The sequence below is a fragment of the Halorubrum wangae genome, from assembly GCF_051194135.1.
Lineage (GTDB): Archaea > Halobacteriota > Halobacteria > Halobacteriales > Haloferacaceae > Halorubrum.
In genome coordinates this window covers 528370-545740 of sequence record NZ_JBLZNH010000001.1, presented here as the reverse complement: position 1 = coordinate 545740, position 17371 = coordinate 528370, and the positions used below count along the sequence as shown (strand labels likewise).

Below are 17371 nucleotides of genomic sequence, written 5' to 3'. Positions count from 1 at the left end.
TGATTCATTACCATTACCGAGGAGCGTTTCGTTCTTAGTCGTTACGACGGGCGTCGATCCGCGTCGTTCGGCGCCCACGCGTCGGCCGTCGGCGGATTCAGCGCGCAGGCGTGCAGCGGTCGACTCGCACTCGGCCGGGGGCGGTCGACGCGACGCCGAGGCGCTTAAGAAGGGCCGGCGACGACCCGGACGTATGTGGCGCCCCTGGGGTGACGGCGAGAAGGCGCGGTTCCAGCGAGCCGCAGGGGCGAACGTCCTCGGCAACGCGGTGAAGATTGTCGTCGTGGGCGTCACCGGACTGACCTTCGGGAGTGTCGCGCTCCTCGCCGACGCGGCCCACTCGGTCGCCGACCTCGTCGCCAGCGCGGTCGTGTTCGTCTGGGGCGGCTCCCGGTACGACGACGCCGACGAGACGCATCCGCACGGCCACCAACGGATCGAACCGCTCACCGCGCTGTTCGTCGGCGCGACGATTGTCCTGCTTGGCATCCTGCTGTTTCGGGAGTCAGTCACGGTGCTCTTCGGCTCCCCGGAGGTGGCCGCGAGCCCGGTCCTCGTCGTGGCGCTGCTGTTCGCGATGGTCGACATGTACCTCCTCTACTGGTACACGGAGCGCGTGAACGCAAGCCTCGGATCGACGTCGCTGACCGCGCTCGCCGCCGACTGCCTCAACGACATTTATACCACCGTCGCGGCGATGGTCGGCGTAATCGGCGTGCTGCTCGGGTATCCGATCCTCGACTCGGTCGCGGGGGCACTGGTCAGCCTCATCGTCGTGTACCAGGGCGTCGAGATCGGTCGCGAGAACGTCACGTACCTCGTCGGCGCGGCACCGCCAGACGGCGACCGCGAGCGCGTCACCGAGGCGCTCCGCGAGCACTCCGCTGTCGAGGGCGTTCACGACCTCACCGTGTTCTACGACGGGACCGATCTGGAGGTCGAGGTCCACGTCGAGGTAGACGGTGAGATGACGCTTCGAGAGGCTCACGCGGTCGAGACGGCCCTCATCACCAGACTTCGCGACTTAGACAACGTCGGCGACGTCCACGTCCACCTCGACCCCTCCGGCCTCGGCGAGTGGAAGGAGGCAGAGGACGCGCCCTCCGGGATCAGCGTCAGCGGCGTCGGCGACGGCGGCGACCCGGCTCCCGACTCGGGGAATCGGAGCGACTGACGAGCGGGGGGTTCCCCGTCCGCCGTGCGGATTTTGTTCGTCGCGCTCGTACCGAATCGTATGCCCAGACTCCGTTGGTTGGAGATGACGTGGCGCGACACGCTCTTCTGTCATTGGCCGGTCGAGCCCGCCGTCGTCGCCGAAACGCTCCCGGATCGGCTCTCGGTCGCCACCCACGACGGGGACGCGTACCTCGGCGTCGTGGCCTTCGTGATGGACGACATCCGACCGCGAGGCGCTCCCGTCGGGCTCAGCTTCCCGGAACTCAACCTCCGGACGTACGTCGAGGGCCCGAGCGGGCCCGGCGTCTACTTCTATAACCTCGACGCCGACGACCGACTCGGCGTGTCGATCGCTCGTCGTTTGTTCGCGCTGCCGTACTACCGCGCCGAGATGTACGTGTCCCGCGCCGGAGACGGCGACACCGTCCGGTTCCAGAGCCGCCGGACGCATCGCGGGGTCCCGAGCGCGCGCTTCGACGCCACCTACGGTCCGACGGGTGACGGGTTCGCGGTCGAGCCTGATTCGCTGGAGGCGTTCCTCGTCGAGAACTATCGGTTCTACGCCGACGGGAACCGCCTCTACCGCGGCGAGATCGGTCACGAGCCGTGGACGCTGCGCGAGGGGACCGTCGAGATTCGCGAGAACAGCCTCTTCGAGGCCAACGGGTTCGAGCGACCGACGGGCGAGCCGATCGTCCACTGCGCCGATCCGATCGACGTGAGCGCGGATCGGATCCGACGGGCCTGAGAGAACTCTCACGACACGTCAGCGAGAGAGGCGCCGACCACCGCCGGCGGGCCGTGAACTACGGGAACAGCCCGCGGTACTCGTGCGCGCTCGCCGTGCGTTCGAGCGCGAGGGTGTACGCGGCGGTCCGGAGGTCGGGGAGGTCCTTCTCGTCGTACTGCTCGATCGTCTGGTCGAACGCCGTCCCGATGCGTCGTTCGAGCTCCGCGTTCACCGTCTCCAGCGGCCACGAAAACTCCTGGGCGTTCTGAACCCACTCCAGATAGGAGACGATGACGCCGCCGGCGTTCGCGAGGATGTCCGGCACCACCTGTACGTCGCGCTCCGTCAGCACCTCGTCGGCGGCGACGGTGGTCGGGCCGTTTGCGGCCTCGACGATCACCGACGCGCGGACGTCGCCGACGTTCTCGGCGGTTATCACGCCCTCGACGGCGGCCGGGATCAAGACGTCGACATCGAGGGTCAACAGCTCGTCGTTACCGATCAGTTCGGGGTCGTCCCAGCGGACCCCGCCGTCGACTGCCTCCCGTTCTTCCGACGTCGACCGAAGGTTGCCGGCCGCGTACTCCTCGACCAATCCGCCCGCGTTCACGTGCTCGGTGAGCGCGCCGACGTCGAGTCCGTCCGGGTCGTACGCCGCGCCGCTTACGTCGGAGGTGGCGACGATCCGAGCGCCCGCCTCTTCGAGGAGTTCGGCCGCGTTCGACCCGACGTTGCCGAAGCCCTGGATCGCGACGGTCGCGTCCGAGAGGTCTCGGTCGAGGTAGTCGAAGAGTCGCTCGGTGACGATAGAAACGCCGCGACCGGTCGCCTCGACGCGCCCCGGCGTCCCGCCGAGCTCCAGCGGCTTGCCGGTGACGACCTGCGGCACGGAGTGTCCCTCGTACATAGAAAATGTATCCATAATCCAGGCCATTGTCTGCGGATTCGTGTTCATGTCCGGCGCGGGCACGTCCGTCTCGGGGCCGATCATCCGTCTGATGCCCTCCGTGTATCGCCTGGTGAGACTCTCCAGGTCGTTCTGCGTGAGCTCTTTCGGCTCGCAGATTATCCCGCCCTTCGCGCCCCCGTACGGGAGGTCGACGAGGGCGGTCTTCCACGTCATCCACCCCGCGAGCGCCTCGACCTCGCGCTGGCTGACAGTCGGGTGATATCGGACGCCGCCTTTAAATGGGCCGCGCGCGCTGTCGAACTGGCACCGGTATCCCTCGAACACCTTCACCTCGCCGGAATCGAGTTCGACCGGAAGCGTGACCTTGAGGGTGCGCTCCGGATGTTTGAGGCGCTCGAAGACGCCGTCGTCCACGTCGGCATACTCCTTCGCGCGGTCCATCTGTGCGAGCATGTTCTCGAACGGGTCGTCGGCCATGGCGGCCCCGACTCGGCCCCGCGTGATATCGGTTTCGGCAATAATTGACTGTGGTAGAGAGTTACACGCAATCGAGGTCGCCCGGTAGACCGACGTCGACGGAGGCCCGTTTCGCCCGGACTTATACGTCGGGGTCGACAACGGCGACGTATGAAACGCGGACATGCGGCGGGGGAGCCCCGATGACGGCACAGTCGCTGCACCCCCGTATTCGACTCGTGTGGATCCTCCGTGCGGTACTTCTCGCTGCGGTGCTCTCCCTCCCGTTCGCCGGCGGGGTCTACCTCGGCCGCCTCCCGGAGTGGGCGCCGGTCGTCGTCGCCGGCGTCGTGCTGGCGCTCGGCGTGACACACGCCGTGCTCAAATACCGGCGCTGGAGCTACGAGATCCGCGAGGACGCGCTGTATCTCGATCGAGGCGTCGTCACGCAGGTTCGGACGACGGTACCGCTGGTGCGTATCCAACACGTCGACTCGCGACGCGGGCCCGTGGAACGCGGCGTCGGTCTCGCCTCGTGCGTCGTGTACACCGCCGGGTCGCGCGGCGCCGACGTGCAGATTCCGGGACTGACGCCGGACGGCGCGAGCGACCTCCGCGAGGAGCTGAAGCGACTGGCGATCCGCGCGGACGGGGAGGACGCGGTGTGAAGCTCGCGCCCCAGTCGGTCCCGTACCGCGCGCTCCAGAAGGTGTCGGGGTTCCTCGTGATAGCCTTCTTCATCGTGAACAGCAACGACTGGGGAGTCCCGGTGGCCGCCGCCGTCGGAGGGGCGATTCTCCTCGTCGCGCTCGCGTACGAGGTCGCCTACTACCGGCGCTTCGAGTACGAACTCACCGAGGACACGCTCGACATCTCCTCCGGGGTCGTCTCCCGTCGCGAGCGGGAGATCCCCTACCGCCGGATCCAGAATGTCGACGTGAGCCAGAGCGTGATCCAGCGGGCGATCGGGATCGCTGCGGTCGACTTGGAGACCGCCGGCGGCTCCTCGACCGAGGGATCGATCCGGTTCGTCAAGCCGGACGAGGCGACCCGGCTTCGACGCGAACTCCAACGGCGGAAGTCCGCTGCGTCGGCCGGGGAGACCGGAGAATCCGGCGACGTGGACGAGGCCACGATCGCCGAGAGCGACAGGGTCGGACCGGCCGAGGAGGAGCTGTTCGCCATCTCGCCGGGCGAACTCGCGCTGGTCGGAGCCCTCTCGTTCGACGGGCGCCTGATCGGGCTGTTGGTGTTCCTGAGTTCGGGGTCGGTCCCGGTGCTGTCGGGGTTCATCCCCGACGCGTCCGCCACCGCGATCACCGCGACCGCCATCGTCGCCGTCGGCGCGCTGTTCCTCGTGTCGTGGATCCTGGGTGCGGCGGTCGCGTTCTCGAACTACTACGGATTCCGGCTCTCGCGGGCCGGCGACGAACTCCGCTACGAGCGCGGGCTGTTCCGGCGGTACAGCGGCTCGATCCCGACCGAGAAGATTCAGACGCTGATGATCACGGACAACCCGGCGAAGCGAGCACTCGGCTACGCGAGCCTCTCGATCGAGACCGCCGGGTACGCGCCCGGTCAGTCCGGCGAACAAGGGAGCCAAGCGGCGGTCCCAATCGCGACGACGGACCGCGTCTACCGCCTCGCGCACGAGGTGGAGTCGTTCGGCACGCCGACGTTCTCACGGCCGCCGAAGCGTATCCGGTGGCGGTACCTCATCCGGTACACGATGGTCGTTGCGGTCCTCGTCGGGATCGCTTTCGCCGTCGACTGGTTCGTCGCCGCCGACCTCCCGTGGTACGGGCCCGCCGTCCTGCTGCTCGCGGTGCCGCCGGCCGCGCACCTGAAGTGGAAGCACCGCGGCTACTGGCTCGGCGACGACCACCTCCTCACCCGCAACGGGTTCTGGAGCCGGACGGTGACGGTCGTCCCGTACTACCGAATCCAGACCGTCATCGACAGCCGAACGATATTCCAGCGCCGCTGGAACGTGGCGACAATCGTCGCCGACACCGCCGGTACGAGTTCGATAGCCGGCACGTCGGCCGCCGCCGTCGACTTCGAACTCGAGGAGGCGATCGAGCTTCGCGAGTCGCTCCAAGAGCGACTCCAGTCGGCGGTGACGAGTCGTCGCTCGGGCCAGGAGGCCTTCGAGTGGTTCGAGGACGACGTCGACGACGCGGTAGGTGCCGCGGAGGGCAGCAGCGCGATAGACCCCGCCGGTGATTCCCGCGAGGGCGAACGCGACGCCGAGACGGTCGACGAGGCCGAAACGGTGGATGACGACGAAAGGGTCGATGACGCCGAGAGAGTCGACAACACCGAGCTGGTCGACGATGCTGAAACGGTCGACGACGCCGAAACGGTCGACGACGCCGATTCAGCCACAGATATTCCGGACGACGGAGTCATCCGTCCGAACTTCGCGGTGAGCGAGCGCGACTACTCGAATCCCGCGGAGCTGATAGACACCGGTGAGAACGCGGTGGATCGCTTCCCGTCGGACACGGATGTAGCGCATCGGCGGACTAGCAGCGAAAACTCGGACGATGACGACGGCGAGCGTTCGGAGAGCGATTCGGAAGCGGCCGATTCGGAAGCGGACGGGGAGGCCGACTCGGAGCGGAGCGATCCGGAAGCGAGCGAGCCGGAAGCGAACGACTCGGACCAGAAGACGCCGAACGAGTCCGAGCGGTAACCTCGCGTCCGCGACCGCTTACTCGTCGAGCAGCTGTTGGGCGATGGTGTTCCGCAATATCTCGCTGGTCCCCTCGTAGATTTCCGAGAGCTTCGCGTCCCGGTAGAAGCGCTCGGCCGGGAAGTCCTTCGTGTACCCGTAGCCGCCGTGGATCTGGATCCCCTCGTTGGCGACCTCGCGGGCGATCTCCGAGGCGTACAGCTTCGCCTGCGCCGCCTCCTTGATGTAGTCCTCGTCGCGCATCTTCAGGTCCGCGGCCTCGTGCATCAACAGCTCCGCCGCGCGGGCCTTGGTGTCCATGTCGGCGAGCTTGTGCTGGATCGCCTGGAAGTCGGCGATGGCGCGGTCGAACTGCTCGCGCTCCTGTGCGTACGACGCCGCCTCGCTGAGCGCGGCGCGCGCGATTCCGACGGAACGCGCCGCGATCGTTATCCGCCCGCCGTTGAGCGTCTTCAGCGCGTGAACGAACCCCTCACCCTCCTCGCCGAGTCGCCGGGACTCGGGGATCCACATGTCGTCGAACCGGAGTTCGGCGGTCGGACACCCCTTGTCGCCGAGTTTGTCCTCCGTCCCCTCCACGATGAACCCGTCGTCCTCCTCCGGGCGGACGACGAACGAGGAGATCCCCTTCCGGCCCGCGTCGGGGTCGGTCTTCGCGAACAGGACAACCGTGTCGGCGACGGAACCGTTGGATATCCAGAGCTTTCCGCCGTCGACGGCGTAGCCGTCGCCATCGCGCTCCGCGGCGGTCGTCATCGCCGGAACGTCCGAGCCGGCCTGGGCCTCTGAGAGCGCGAACGCCCCGATGTCCTCGCCGGTGTTGAGCGCGGTGAGGTACTCGGTTTTCTGCCGCTCGTCGCCGAACTCGTACAGCATATTTCCCGCGAGCGAGGTGTGAGCGGCGACGACCGTTCCGAGTCCGCCGGACCCCCGCGAGATTTCCGCGAGACCGATCGCGTAGCTGTGGTAGTCGAGGCCGGCCCCCTCGTATTCGACGGGGAACGGCATCCCCATAAGCCCCAACTCGGCCATCTCGTCGATCAGATCGGCCGGGAACTCGTCGGTCTCGTCGATTTCGGCGGCCCGCGGCACGACCTCGTCGTCGACGAACGACGCGACCGTGTCGCGGATCTGACGCTGTTCCTCGGTGAGTGCGAAGTCCATACGGACCACTCTGGCGACGGCGACTTATCCGTTTTCACACGATCGTACACGCCCGTGCCGTTTCCTGACGCCCGATGACACGTAGCCGGTCGTCTCAGCCTCCCGAACGCCGACGTCGGAGGCGCCGACGGCCTGCGGCGTTCCACGAGGCTTTTTATGCGTTGTGCCGTAAGAGTCGATAACTGAATGAGCGGACGAGTACACGGTCCCGCCGAGCCCGACCTTCCGTGGTGTCACGAGGCGGTCCAGGGCGTTTCTCGGACCTTTGCGCTGACGGTCGACGTGTTGGAGGAACCGATGGCGTCGCAGATCTGCGTCGGATACCTCCTCTGTCGAGTCGCCGATACCGTCGAGGACGCCGGTCACATCCCGCCCGAGGCGCAGAGCGACGTGTTGCGCACGTACCGGAACGCGATCGATCCGGACCAGGACGTCGATATCGCGGCGTTCCGTGAGGCCGTCGACGAGTGGCTCCCGGCCGACCGCGACGACGACTGGGAGGTGGTCGCCGAGGCCCCGACGATCGTCGCGACGTTCGAGGACCTCGATCCCGAGGCCCGCGAGGCCATCGTGCCGCCCGTGCTGGAGATGGTCGATGGGATGGCGATGTTCGTCGACCGCCACGCGACCAAGGGCGGGCTCCGCATCGACGACCGCGACGAATTAGAGCAGTACTGCTACTACGCCGCTGGCACCGTCGGTAACCTCATCACGAACCTCCTCACCCGGGGCGAGATTCCCGAGGACCGTGCGCAGCGGCTCCGCGACACCGCCGAGGAGTTCGGGCTCCTCCTCCAACTCGTGAACGTCTCGAAGGACGTGTACGACGACTACACCGAGGAGAACAACGTCTACCTCCCCGCCGAGTGGCTGGCCGACGAGGGCGTCGACCAGGAGCGCGTCGTCCACCCGGAGAACCGGGAGTCGTCCGCCCGCGTCGTCGGGCGCACCGCCGAGTACGCCCGATCGTTCCTTGACGACGCGCAGGCGTACCTCGAGACGATGCCACTATCGAACGGGAACACGATGGAGGCGTGGACGGTGCCGTACCTGCTCGCGGTCGGCACGCTCCGCGAACTCAGCTCTCGCCCCGAGGACGCGCTGACCGAGACCGGGGTGAAGGTCTCCAGACAGGAAGTGTTCGCGGTGATGGCCGTCGCCGGCGACGCCGGCCGCGACTCGCTGGCCGACCTCCGGCGGACGATCGCCCGGACGCCGTTCCACCGGGCCGTCGAGCCGGCGGACTGACGGGTTCGGTCGCCCTTTTCACTTCTTCGGCTCTGTTGAAATCCCATTTTCAGGTATGAAATAGGCAGAAACAGCCGGTCGCTGAAGATTGCGTGTTCACCGCCAAAAGTTCTACCAGTTCGAATAGATGTTCCGAAGCCGTGCTGAATAGAGCGCGCATATCGTGCACAAGCGAACTCGCTCTGAGACTGCCGTAATCTTCTCACACATTCTCATAAGGAGAGTCAACGAGATGGCCTGTGACTCAACGCTAAAGGGGCCTACCCGGGTAAGATTAGATGAACCCATGTATCAAATCCCCGATTTTTAATAATGTCAGTATTACAATCACGTTGGCAGATGATGCAGCTCTGTCGGGACAACCCACTTCCGGCGATTCGATGACTTCGAACGACGAGACAACAGATCACGTGACTGAGAATCGCAAACGACTGAGTCGACGATCGGTATTGAAGACTGGTGGAGGCCTGGGAGCCGCGTCAGTCATCCCGCTCTCGGCGACGTCGGTGACCGCTCAAGGGGAGGAACTTACGTCACCGGATTCCATCCTCGATGCCGGCTGGGAGGAGATTCAGATCGGAAATGCGAAGCCAGCGGTCATGGAACCCGCCGGTAGTCGAAAGGGTGCACCCTACTACCACATCGAGATGGCACCGGGGACGCACAACCACCATCCCGACATACCGGACACGCCGATCTGGGGGTACAAGGGCCCGAACGACGACGAAGGAAAGTATCCGGGGAAGACGATCGAAGCCACTCAGAACCAGCGTTTGAAAGTCGAGTTCTCAAGCGATCCACTCCCCGAAACGCACCTCTTCACTGATAGTGTGGACACGGCCGTTCACGGGACGAAACCCGAAGACTATGAGGATCGATATCCAGACTGGGTAAGCCAGTTCGAAGCGTTCGGCGGAACCTTAGCATTCCCGGAAGTCCGAACGGTGACTCATGCCCACGGCGTCCACGTCGAGTCCGCGAGCGATGGCCTGCCCGAACAGTGGGAATCGCCGGGAGGGATAGAAGGTCCGCAGTTCCAAAAGGCCGTCTACGATTACCCCAACCGGCAGTCGCCCGCGACGCTATGGTACCACGACCACGCCCTCGGGATTACGCGGCTCAACGTCTATGCTGGCCTCGCCGGCTTCTACCTCATTCGGGGCCGGTCAGAGCGTCGCCTCGGACTCCCAAGCGGCGATCAGGAGATCCCGCTCCTCTTTCAGGACCGCATGTTCCACGAGGACGGTCGGTACAAATATCCGGGCGAGTTCGCACCCGAGTTCGCCGGTGATGTTTCGGTTGTCAATGGCAAGGCCTGGCCCAGATTCGTGGTCCAACCGCGACAATACCGGTTTAGGCTCCTCAACGGGTCGAACGGGCGATTCTTCGATATCAGCCTGGAGAACGAAACCGACGGAGAGGTACCGACCATCTACCAGATCGGAACCGACCTCGGCTTCCTTCAAGACGTCGTGCCGATCGGATCGGGACAGGATACCACCTCCCTGCTCCTCGGGCCGGCCGAACGGGCGGACGTCATCGTCGACTTCTCAGAGTACGCCGGTGATACGCTCACCGTGAAAAACGATGCGGGCTTCCCGTTCGTGAGTCCAGATGCAGATAACAACGATGGTGGCGGACTCCCTGAGTTGGCGCAGTTCAGGGTGGCTGACACGGGTCCGGAGACACCGGTCGTGGATCCGACGACACTCAACTTGCCCGGGCCAGAGACCTTCCGCGAAGAGGCGACGAAGACAACACGGCAGATGAGTTTGGAGACGACGACACTCAACGGGCTGGATACCCACCTCCTCGGCGAGGAAGGAGGTCGTGCGGGTGGCGAACATTGGAACGACCCTGTGTTGACCAAACCCCAGATAGGGACGACGGAAGTCTGGGAGATCACGAACAACACACCGGACTCTCACCCAATCCACCTTCACCTGGTCGACTTCCAGGTAATCGGACGTGGCCCCGACGGCACAGAACCGCCAGAACCGACAGAGCGCGGTAACAAGGACACGGTCAACGTTTATGGCGGAGAAACCGTCCGAATCATCAGCCGGTTCGGCGAATTCTCCGGACGGTATGTCTGGCACTGTCACATCCTCGAACACGAGGATCAGGAGATGATGCGCCCGTACGAGGTGATCCAGGGGAACTCCTTGTAACACCAACTCCCCATCTAAAGATGTAAGGACAAGATAGGCAATCGAAGAGTTGGTTGCTGAATTCAGCCTCTATATTCAACAGACGACTTCTGACGTTATTCAGATGAATCAACAGCCACTTGCGTAACTGATTCTCCTGTACTGATCGATCGAGCGTGCAAAACTATCAACTTCTGAGGATTTCAGCAGAGCCACTTCCTCTCAGATTTTCACAACCGCGCCCGCGCTCGCGAGACCGCCGGCACGCTGACGCCGATCGTCTCCGCCAGCGCCTCGGCCGCACTCAGCAGCCACTCGGCGCGCTCGATCCGCGAGTCGAGGTCGCCCGGCCCGATCCGGTACGCCTCTACGAGCTCCTCGACGGTGGCGCCGCCGATCCACTCGTCGAGTATCCGGGCGGTCTTGACCGACTCCAGCCACTCCTCGAAGTTGTCGGTCTCGTGCATCGCGGTGGTCAGCATCCCCGCATTCGCGCGAGCGAATCGGTATATCTCGGCGCGCTCCTCGTTGCCGAGGTAGGTGTCCTGCATGTCGGGGGTGTCGCAGATCACTTCGAGGACGGTCAGCGTCGTCGCGGTCGGCATCGCGGCCGCGGTCCGAAGCCCCGAGACGATCCGCTCGCCCGTCTCCGGGCGGACGTACTGCCTCGAGGTGGTCTCGCCGACCGGCGTGGCGGCCAGTCGGTACTCGTCCACGCCGCCGGTCACCCGGCGGACCATGCCGGCCGCGACGAGGTCGTCGACCGCGACCGCGACGGCGTCCGCGAGCCCGCCGGCTCCCGCCTCCCGAGCGTAGAAGGTGCCCTCGAACACGCCGAGTATCTCCTCCTCCGTCTCGGCGAAGCCGGTCGCGACCGCCGAGAGGACGTGCGTCCGGAGCGACGCCGGGTCCGCGAGCGTCGACTCGACGGCCTCGGGCTCACCCTCCACGTACCGCTCGACCAGTTCTGCCTCGGTGTCGGCGTCGCCGACGAGCACCGCCTCGCCGTGCGGGTCGAGGCCGGGGCGGCCGGCGCGGCCGCACATCTGGTGGACCTCCAGCGTCGGGAGCCACTCCATCGCAGAGCCGGCGTACCGCTTCTGGTCGCGGACGACGACGCGCCGCGCAGGGACGTTGACGCCGGCGGCGAGCGTCGGCGTCGCGCAGATACAGGCCACGTTGCGGTCGCGAAACGCCGACTCGACGATCGAGCGGTGCCCCGATCGAAGCCCGGCGTGGTGGAAGGCCACACCCGACTGGAGGCAGTCGGCGAGCTGCCGCCCGGTGACGGTGCCGTCGACCTCGGCGACCGCGTCGGCAGCGGCCCCGGCGGCCGGTTCGATCCCCATCGTTCCGGCGAGGTCGTCCTCGGAGAGCCGTTCGGCGAGGGCCACCGCCTCGGTCCGCGATCGGACGAACGCGAGGCACTGGCCGCCGTCGTCGACCGTGTCGGCGACGAGCGCGGCCGTCGTCTCGGTGTTGTCGGGGGCGCCGTCCTCGTCGAGTCCGGCGGCTCGTTCGTCTCCGATTTCGATGTCGATCGACGTCCCGTCGTCGAACTCGACGTGGCCGCCAACGGCGACGCCGGTCCGGAGGTCGACCGGGCGCCAGTCGGACTCGACGAGCGTCGCGTCCAGCCACCCGGCGATGGCCTCGGGGTTGTCGACGGTGGCCGAGAGCGCGACGACCTGCACGTCGGGATTTCGGCGGCGGAGCGTCGCGAGCGTCACTTCGAGGGTCGGTCCGCGCCGCTCGGCGCCGAGGAGGTGGACCTCGTCGACGACGACGCAGGCGATCGCGTCGACCCAGTCGGCGCCGTTGCGTATCGCCGAGTCGACCTTCTCGCTGGTCGCGACGACGATGTCGTTGCCGGCGAGCGACTCGCCCGTGGCATCGAAGTCGCCCGTTGAGATCCCGACCTCGACGCCGGGGAGCGCGGCGAACGTCTCGTACTTCTCGCGGGCGAGCGCGCGGAGCGGACAGACGTACAGCCCGGGACCGCCGGCGGTCAGCAGTCCCAGTTCGGCGACGAACGTCTTTCCGGACGCGGTCGGGATCGCGGCGACAACGTTCTGGCCGTCACAGACGCCGGCCTCGACGGCGGCGGCCTGTGGCGGGTAGAGTTCGCTGATCCCCCGCTCGGCGAAGTGGTCGACGTACTCCTCGGCGAGCGGAAGGTCGCTGACGCGCATTCGATCGTCGGTTCGTCCGGATCGTATTTAAATAGTCGGCGGAAGGGGTGGACGGGCGCTGTCGCGTTCGATTGACGGGTCGCGTACGGTGTCAAACGACGGGTGGCGTTCGGGCCGTCAGCTCCCGTCGTCGAACTCCTGAAACAGTTTCTCGAAGTTGCCCTCGTCCTCCGTCACCGCTTCGAGAGACTGGTCGGCCTGGGACCGAAGCTCGTTGATCCGATCGGTGAGGCGTTGGTACTCGTCGTTGTCGGCGAGTTCGGTGGCGCTCTTTTCGGTTTCCAGCATCGCCTTCTTCGACGTCAGCGAGAACAGCTCCTGCATCTCCGTGTCGTACTCGCCGCGCTGTAACAGCCCCACGACCATCTCCTTCAGCGTGTCGCTGGTGACCGGCTTGACGAGGTAGTCGTCGAACCCCATGTTCAGAATGTCGAAGTCGGGTTCGACGGCGGTGACCATCGCGACCCGGCAGTCGATTCCGCGTTCGCGCACCGCCGACAGCACCTCGTCGCCCGAGAGTCCAGGCATCCGCCTGTCCAGCAGTATCGCCGCGACGTCATCGCCGACGTCGTCGAGCTGATCCAGCGCCTCTTGACCACCGTATGCAGTCCGAACGCGGTACTCGTCGTCGAGCCACGCGGCATACAGGTCGGCAAGATCTGGTTCGTCCTCGACCACGAGGACCAGCGGCGATTGCTCACTCATGGATTCTCGGAGCGACGACGTGTTCGCTCACACGTTCCGTCTTTCGGCGGACTATATTAAAATACCCCTTCGGGTCCACACCGCCGCTACCGAACGCCCGGAGTCGGTCGATTACTCGTTCGGGCTGTAGTTCGGCGCCTCGTCCGTGATCATCACGTCGTGCGGGTGGCCCTCGGTCTGTCCGGCGCTGGAGACGCGAACGAACTCGGCGCGCTCGTGCAGTTCGGGAACGGTCTCGGCGCCGACGTATCCCATCCCGGAGCAGATTCCGCCGGTGAGCTGATGGAGCTCCGAGGCGAGGCTCCCCTTGTACGGGGTCGCGGCCTCGACGCCCTCGGGGACGAACTCCTCGTCTTCGTCCTCCTCCTTGAGGTAGCGGTCGCCGCCGCCGGACTTCATCGCGCCGACGGAACCCATCCCGCGGTACTGCTTGTACTTCTTCCCCTGCATCGTAATGACGCGGCCCGGTGCCTCGTCCGTGCCGGCGAAGTAAGAGCCGAGCATGACCGCGTTCGCGCCCGCGGCCAGCGCCTTGATAGCGTCGCCGGAGTAGCGGATGCCGCCGTCGGCGATCACCGGGACGCCGTGTTCGGTCGCCACGTCGGCGACCTCCGAGACCGCGGTCATCTGGGGCATCCCCGCGCCGCTCACGACGCGCGTGGTACAGATCGATCCCGGGCCGATTCCGACTTTCAGCCCGTCGGCGAAGTCGACGGCGGCCTCGGCAGCCTCCCGCGTGCCGACGTTCCCGACGACGACGTCGGCCTCCACGGTCTCCTTGATCGCCCGGGCGGAGTCGAGCACGTTGAGGTTGTGCGCGTGTGCGCAGTCGATGAAGATCACGTCGACGTCGGCCTCGTCGGCCGCGATAGCGCGCTCCTCCTCGAAGGGGCCGACGGCGACCCCAGCGAGCAGGCGCCCCCGCTCGTCGCGGGCGGCCTCCTCGTGCTCGCGGCGCTGAAGGATCCCCTGCATCGTCACGAGTCCGACGAGTCGGTCGTCGCTGTCGACGATCGGAACGCGCTCGATCTTGTGGTCGTACATCAGTTCGAGCGCCTCTCGCGCGTCGACGTCCTCGGGCGCGGTGATGACCTCGTCGGTCATCGCCTCCCTGACGGCGTCGTCCTCGCCGACCTCGAGATACGGACGGATGTCGGTCCCGGAGATGATCCCGAGGACGGCGTCGTTATCGTCGACGACCGGAGCGCCGGAGACCCCTTCGCGCTCCATCAGCGCGTCGGCCTCACGGACGGTGTCGTCGGGCGCGACCGTCACGACGTTCTCGCGGCGGATGACGAGTTCGTGCGCGCGCTTGACGCGCTCGACCTCGGCGGCCGTCTCCTCGACGGTCATGTTGCGATGGAGGACGCCCAGTCCGCCCTCACGGGCCATCGCGATCGCCAGGTCGCTCTCGGTGACGGTGTCCATCGCCGCCGAGAGGACCGGCACGGTGAGTTCGACGTGCTTCGAGACGCGCGTGGAGAGGTCGGCGTCGTCTGGCTCCACCCGGCTCTCTTTGGGTCGGAGAAGCACGTCATCGAAGGTTAGCGCTTCCGGCACGTCGAGTTTCGCTGAGAATCGACCGGCGTTGGTCTCCATATAAATCGTCGTCAGTCGCGAATGAAAAACGTTGCGAGTCAGCACGGACGTGCACGTCGTTCACACCCGAGTTCAGTATATCCCCACATTCATGGATCGGAATTCGAACACTCCATCCCCGCATGGGCGTCGGCATTCACTGGACTACGGGTTCTCTCGTACCACTGAGCGACGGGTCTTCTCGTTTCACAGCGCGACGGGCCCTCCCGTGGGTAGAATTCCCTGCCTCACGCGCGGTCCACGATCTCAGTATCGGCGATTTGCGTCGCTATCTATCGACAGATCGTCGACTAAATGGCTATTCCTCCGTCAATTTTTGTGCTTGTATATAAGCGGCACACAGAACTGTTCTTCGTCGTGTGGACGGGACTCACACAACCTTTAACGCAAACAAAACACATATATTAGATATGGACTCCGACAGTCCCGTGAACGCGCGTACCGCCGGCCAGCCGATCCGTGCCCTCGGCGCCTCCTTTACAGCCGGCAATCCGCGCAAATTCCGTACACGGACTCGTCGGGCCGCCTTCGGCTTTGACGCCGGACGCGGAACGCTCGGCTATCGCGGGTTGTCCGCTTCCCACCGTGTGCCCATAGGTCAGGGACATCGTCCCTGAATGAGCGTCTCACGTCACCCAATCGCGCTCCGCTTAGAGCGACAGGTCGGGAGCGCCACGAAGCTGCTCGCGACCGTGATGGTGCTGCCGCTGGTGGACGGCATCTTCCCCGCCTTAGTCATCGCCGGCGTCTTGGGTTCCGCGACCGGCGTCGTCGAGACCGGGATCCTCATCTTCGGCGGGTCGGCCACCGCGGCCGTGATCCTCGCGGAGATGGACGGTACCCGCCGGGAGATGGTGACCTCCGTGCTGTTGATCGGCGCGGTTATCATCCCCCTGGCGGCGCTCGAAGCGGCGTTCGCCCCCACGTTCAGGGGCTTCCTCAACCTGCCCGTCTTCGAGCGGTTCGCTGGACTCGTGATCCTCACGGTCGCTGCCAAGACCGCCAGCTCGGAGATCGGCGAGTTCCTCCCGAGTCCGGGCGTCATCATCTCGCTCGGCTTCGTCGCAAGCTTCAGCCCCAGCGGCTTCGCGATCGAGACGTCTCCCGAGTACGTCGCCAACGGCGCCGCCGCGGCCGGTGTCGGCGTGGCGTTCGCGCTGGCGATCGCGCTGCTATCGCCGCACCTTCGCGGTCGCGTGGACATCGATCGCTTCCGGTTCGGCTCCGCGGTCGCGCTCGGCGTGCTCGCGCTCCCGATCCTGCTTGGGCCGTTCGACCTGATGCAGACCGAGGCGCCCATCGCGTTGGCCGTTCTCGCCGTCACCACGTTGTTCGCGTACGACCCGAACGCCGGCCCCGCCCCCGACGACGCCGACTCGTCGGACGACGGCCCCGACAGCGACGACGCGGACGGTGGTGAGGACCTATCTGACTCTGCGGACGACGCGTCGGAAGACGACCGCGTCGGCGACGAGGACGCCGACCCGACCGATCCGCCGCTCGACACCCCGCCGAACGCGCCCGGTCCGATCGTCGACGACGACGTGGCGGTGCTGGCCAACGGTGGCGACCGGGACGCGTCGGAAGACGACACGGATCCCTTCGCGGACGACGATTCGCGCGCGCCCTGGTTGTAGGCGCCGCGGCCCGTTCGATCGACTTTCCTGCCGGCCTGTCGCCGGGGTTTAGGTGCTCCGGCGAGTACGCCGTGTATGTCCAATCGCGTCGTGCAGGGACGGATGGTGACGCCCGAGACACTCGCCGAACTCGTCGAGGGCGAGCCGGTGCTCGAAGCCGAATCAATCACGGACGCCGACCGGGACTGTCCGGAGTGCGGCGGGGACGTCATCACCGTCGGCTACATGCCGAGCGTCACCGAGTTCGTCACCGGCTACAAGTGCCAGGAGTGCGACTGGAGCGACGACGACCGCTGAGCCGAGACGGTCGTGATCGAAACCCCTTTATTCGCGTTTCGGCAACGACTTATTGCGATACCGCGTGGGGCTGTGGCCAAGCCAGGCATGGCGACTGACTCCAGAGGTTCGCGCCCGGGACGACACTCCAGACTGATATACCGAGCGGGCGACTGATCATCGCTCGTGTTGACGACCCTCTGGAGTTCCGAGGCGCACCGGAGATATCAGTCGATCGGGGGTTCAAATCCCTCCGGCCCCATAACGGTCTTCACTCTAACGTATCACTTCTTAGTAATAGCTATTCGACTAAAAACAGGTCCGTAACCGGAGGGGTTCCGGCGTGAGCCTCGGACACTCCGGCTCCTTCACCGCCTCCAAGTCACGTGAATTCTGGTGTGACCCTGACAACCAACGACCACAGCTCCAG

At 65.8% G+C, this 17371-nt stretch carries 14 protein-coding genes and 1 tRNA gene; 10 read left to right on the top strand and 5 right to left on the bottom strand.

From position 1 onward, the window contains the following. The first annotated feature begins 193 nt into the window (after nt 1–193). Nucleotides 194–1174, top strand: coding sequence for a cation diffusion facilitator family transporter (locus ACNS84_RS02770; RefSeq protein WP_435073316.1), 981 nt, complete (start codon nt 194–196; stop codon nt 1172–1174). 60 nt (nt 1175–1234) lie between these two features. Beyond that, nucleotides 1235–1924 (top strand): YqjF family protein, encoded by a 690-nt coding sequence (locus tag ACNS84_RS02765; protein ID WP_435073315.1) that lies wholly within the window; start codon nt 1235–1237, stop codon nt 1922–1924. Between the two features lie 58 nt (nt 1925–1982). Here ACNS84_RS02765 and ACNS84_RS02760 read toward each other — a convergent pair whose 3' ends face one another. Beyond that, nucleotides 1983–3293 carry a Glu/Leu/Phe/Val family dehydrogenase gene (locus ACNS84_RS02760; protein ID WP_435073314.1) on the bottom strand — a complete coding sequence of 437 codons (1311 nt, stop codon included), beginning with the start codon at nt 3291–3293 and terminating at the stop codon, nt 1983–1985. Nucleotides 3294–3475: 182 nt separating this feature from the next. Here ACNS84_RS02760 and ACNS84_RS02755 point away from each other — a divergent pair, with 182 nt between their 5' ends. Then, the gene (locus ACNS84_RS02755; protein WP_435073313.1) at nt 3476–3940 is read left to right on the top strand and encodes a PH domain-containing protein; all 465 of its coding nucleotides are present in this window, start codon (nt 3476–3478) and stop codon (nt 3938–3940) included. Then, on the top strand, nt 3937–5970 hold the full coding sequence (locus ACNS84_RS02750) for a PH domain-containing protein (RefSeq protein WP_435073312.1): 2034 nt from the start codon (nt 3937–3939) through the stop codon (nt 5968–5970). Before ACNS84_RS02755 ends, ACNS84_RS02750 begins: the two co-directional genes overlap by 4 nt. 18 nt (nt 5971–5988) lie before the next feature. On the opposite strand, the gene ACNS84_RS02745 is transcribed toward ACNS84_RS02750, so the two are convergent. Then, on the bottom strand, nt 5989–7134 hold the full coding sequence (locus ACNS84_RS02745; RefSeq protein ID WP_435073311.1) for an acyl-CoA dehydrogenase family protein: 1146 nt from the start codon (nt 7132–7134) through the stop codon (nt 5989–5991). Nucleotides 7135–7320: 186 nt separating this feature from the next. On the opposite strand from ACNS84_RS02745, the gene ACNS84_RS02740 reads away from it, so the two are divergent. Both ACNS84_RS02740 and ACNS84_RS02735 read left to right on the top strand, forming a co-directional pair. Further along, entirely contained in the window at nt 7321–8382 is a 1062-nt protein-coding gene (locus ACNS84_RS02740; RefSeq protein WP_435073310.1) for a phytoene/squalene synthase family protein, read from the top strand. A 332-nt stretch (nt 8383–8714) separates the two neighbouring features. Then, complete coding sequence (locus ACNS84_RS02735; protein WP_435073309.1) at nt 8715–10553, top strand: multicopper oxidase domain-containing protein; 1839 nt, start codon at nt 8715–8717, stop codon at nt 10551–10553. A gap of 209 nt (nt 10554–10762) precedes the next feature. On the opposite strand, the gene ACNS84_RS02730 is transcribed toward ACNS84_RS02735, so the two are convergent. The 3 genes from ACNS84_RS02730 to guaB form a co-directional block, all read right to left on the bottom strand. Next, on the bottom strand, nt 10763–12724 hold the full coding sequence (locus ACNS84_RS02730) for a DEAD/DEAH box helicase (RefSeq protein ID WP_435073308.1): 1962 nt from the start codon (nt 12722–12724) through the stop codon (nt 10763–10765). A gap of 117 nt (nt 12725–12841) precedes the next feature. Beyond that, complete coding sequence (locus tag ACNS84_RS02725) at nt 12842–13429, bottom strand: HalX domain-containing protein (RefSeq protein ID WP_435073307.1); 588 nt, start codon at nt 13427–13429, stop codon at nt 12842–12844. Between the two features lie 111 nt (nt 13430–13540). Continuing rightward, entirely contained in the window at nt 13541–15028 is a 1488-nt protein-coding gene (gene guaB / locus ACNS84_RS02720) for an IMP dehydrogenase (RefSeq protein WP_435073306.1), read from the bottom strand. Between the two features lie 410 nt (nt 15029–15438). Here guaB and ACNS84_RS16085 point away from each other — a divergent pair, with 410 nt between their 5' ends. From ACNS84_RS16085 to ACNS84_RS02705, 4 genes are all read left to right on the top strand, one after another. Then, a complete protein-coding gene (locus tag ACNS84_RS16085; RefSeq protein WP_496923245.1) occupies nt 15439–15645 on the top strand; it encodes a DUF8099 family protein in 207 nt (68 codons plus the stop codon). Next, complete coding sequence (locus ACNS84_RS02715) at nt 15646–16665, top strand: DUF5794 domain-containing protein (RefSeq protein ID WP_435073305.1); 1020 nt, start codon at nt 15646–15648, stop codon at nt 16663–16665. A gap of 75 nt (nt 16666–16740) precedes the next feature. After that, on the top strand, nt 16741–16962 hold the full coding sequence (locus ACNS84_RS02710; RefSeq protein ID WP_435073304.1) for a DUF5795 family protein: 222 nt from the start codon (nt 16741–16743) through the stop codon (nt 16960–16962). Between the two features lie 66 nt (nt 16963–17028). Continuing rightward, nucleotides 17029–17203: transfer RNA gene (locus ACNS84_RS02705), tRNA-Trp, on the top strand. Nucleotides 17204–17371: the final 168 nt, after the last annotated feature.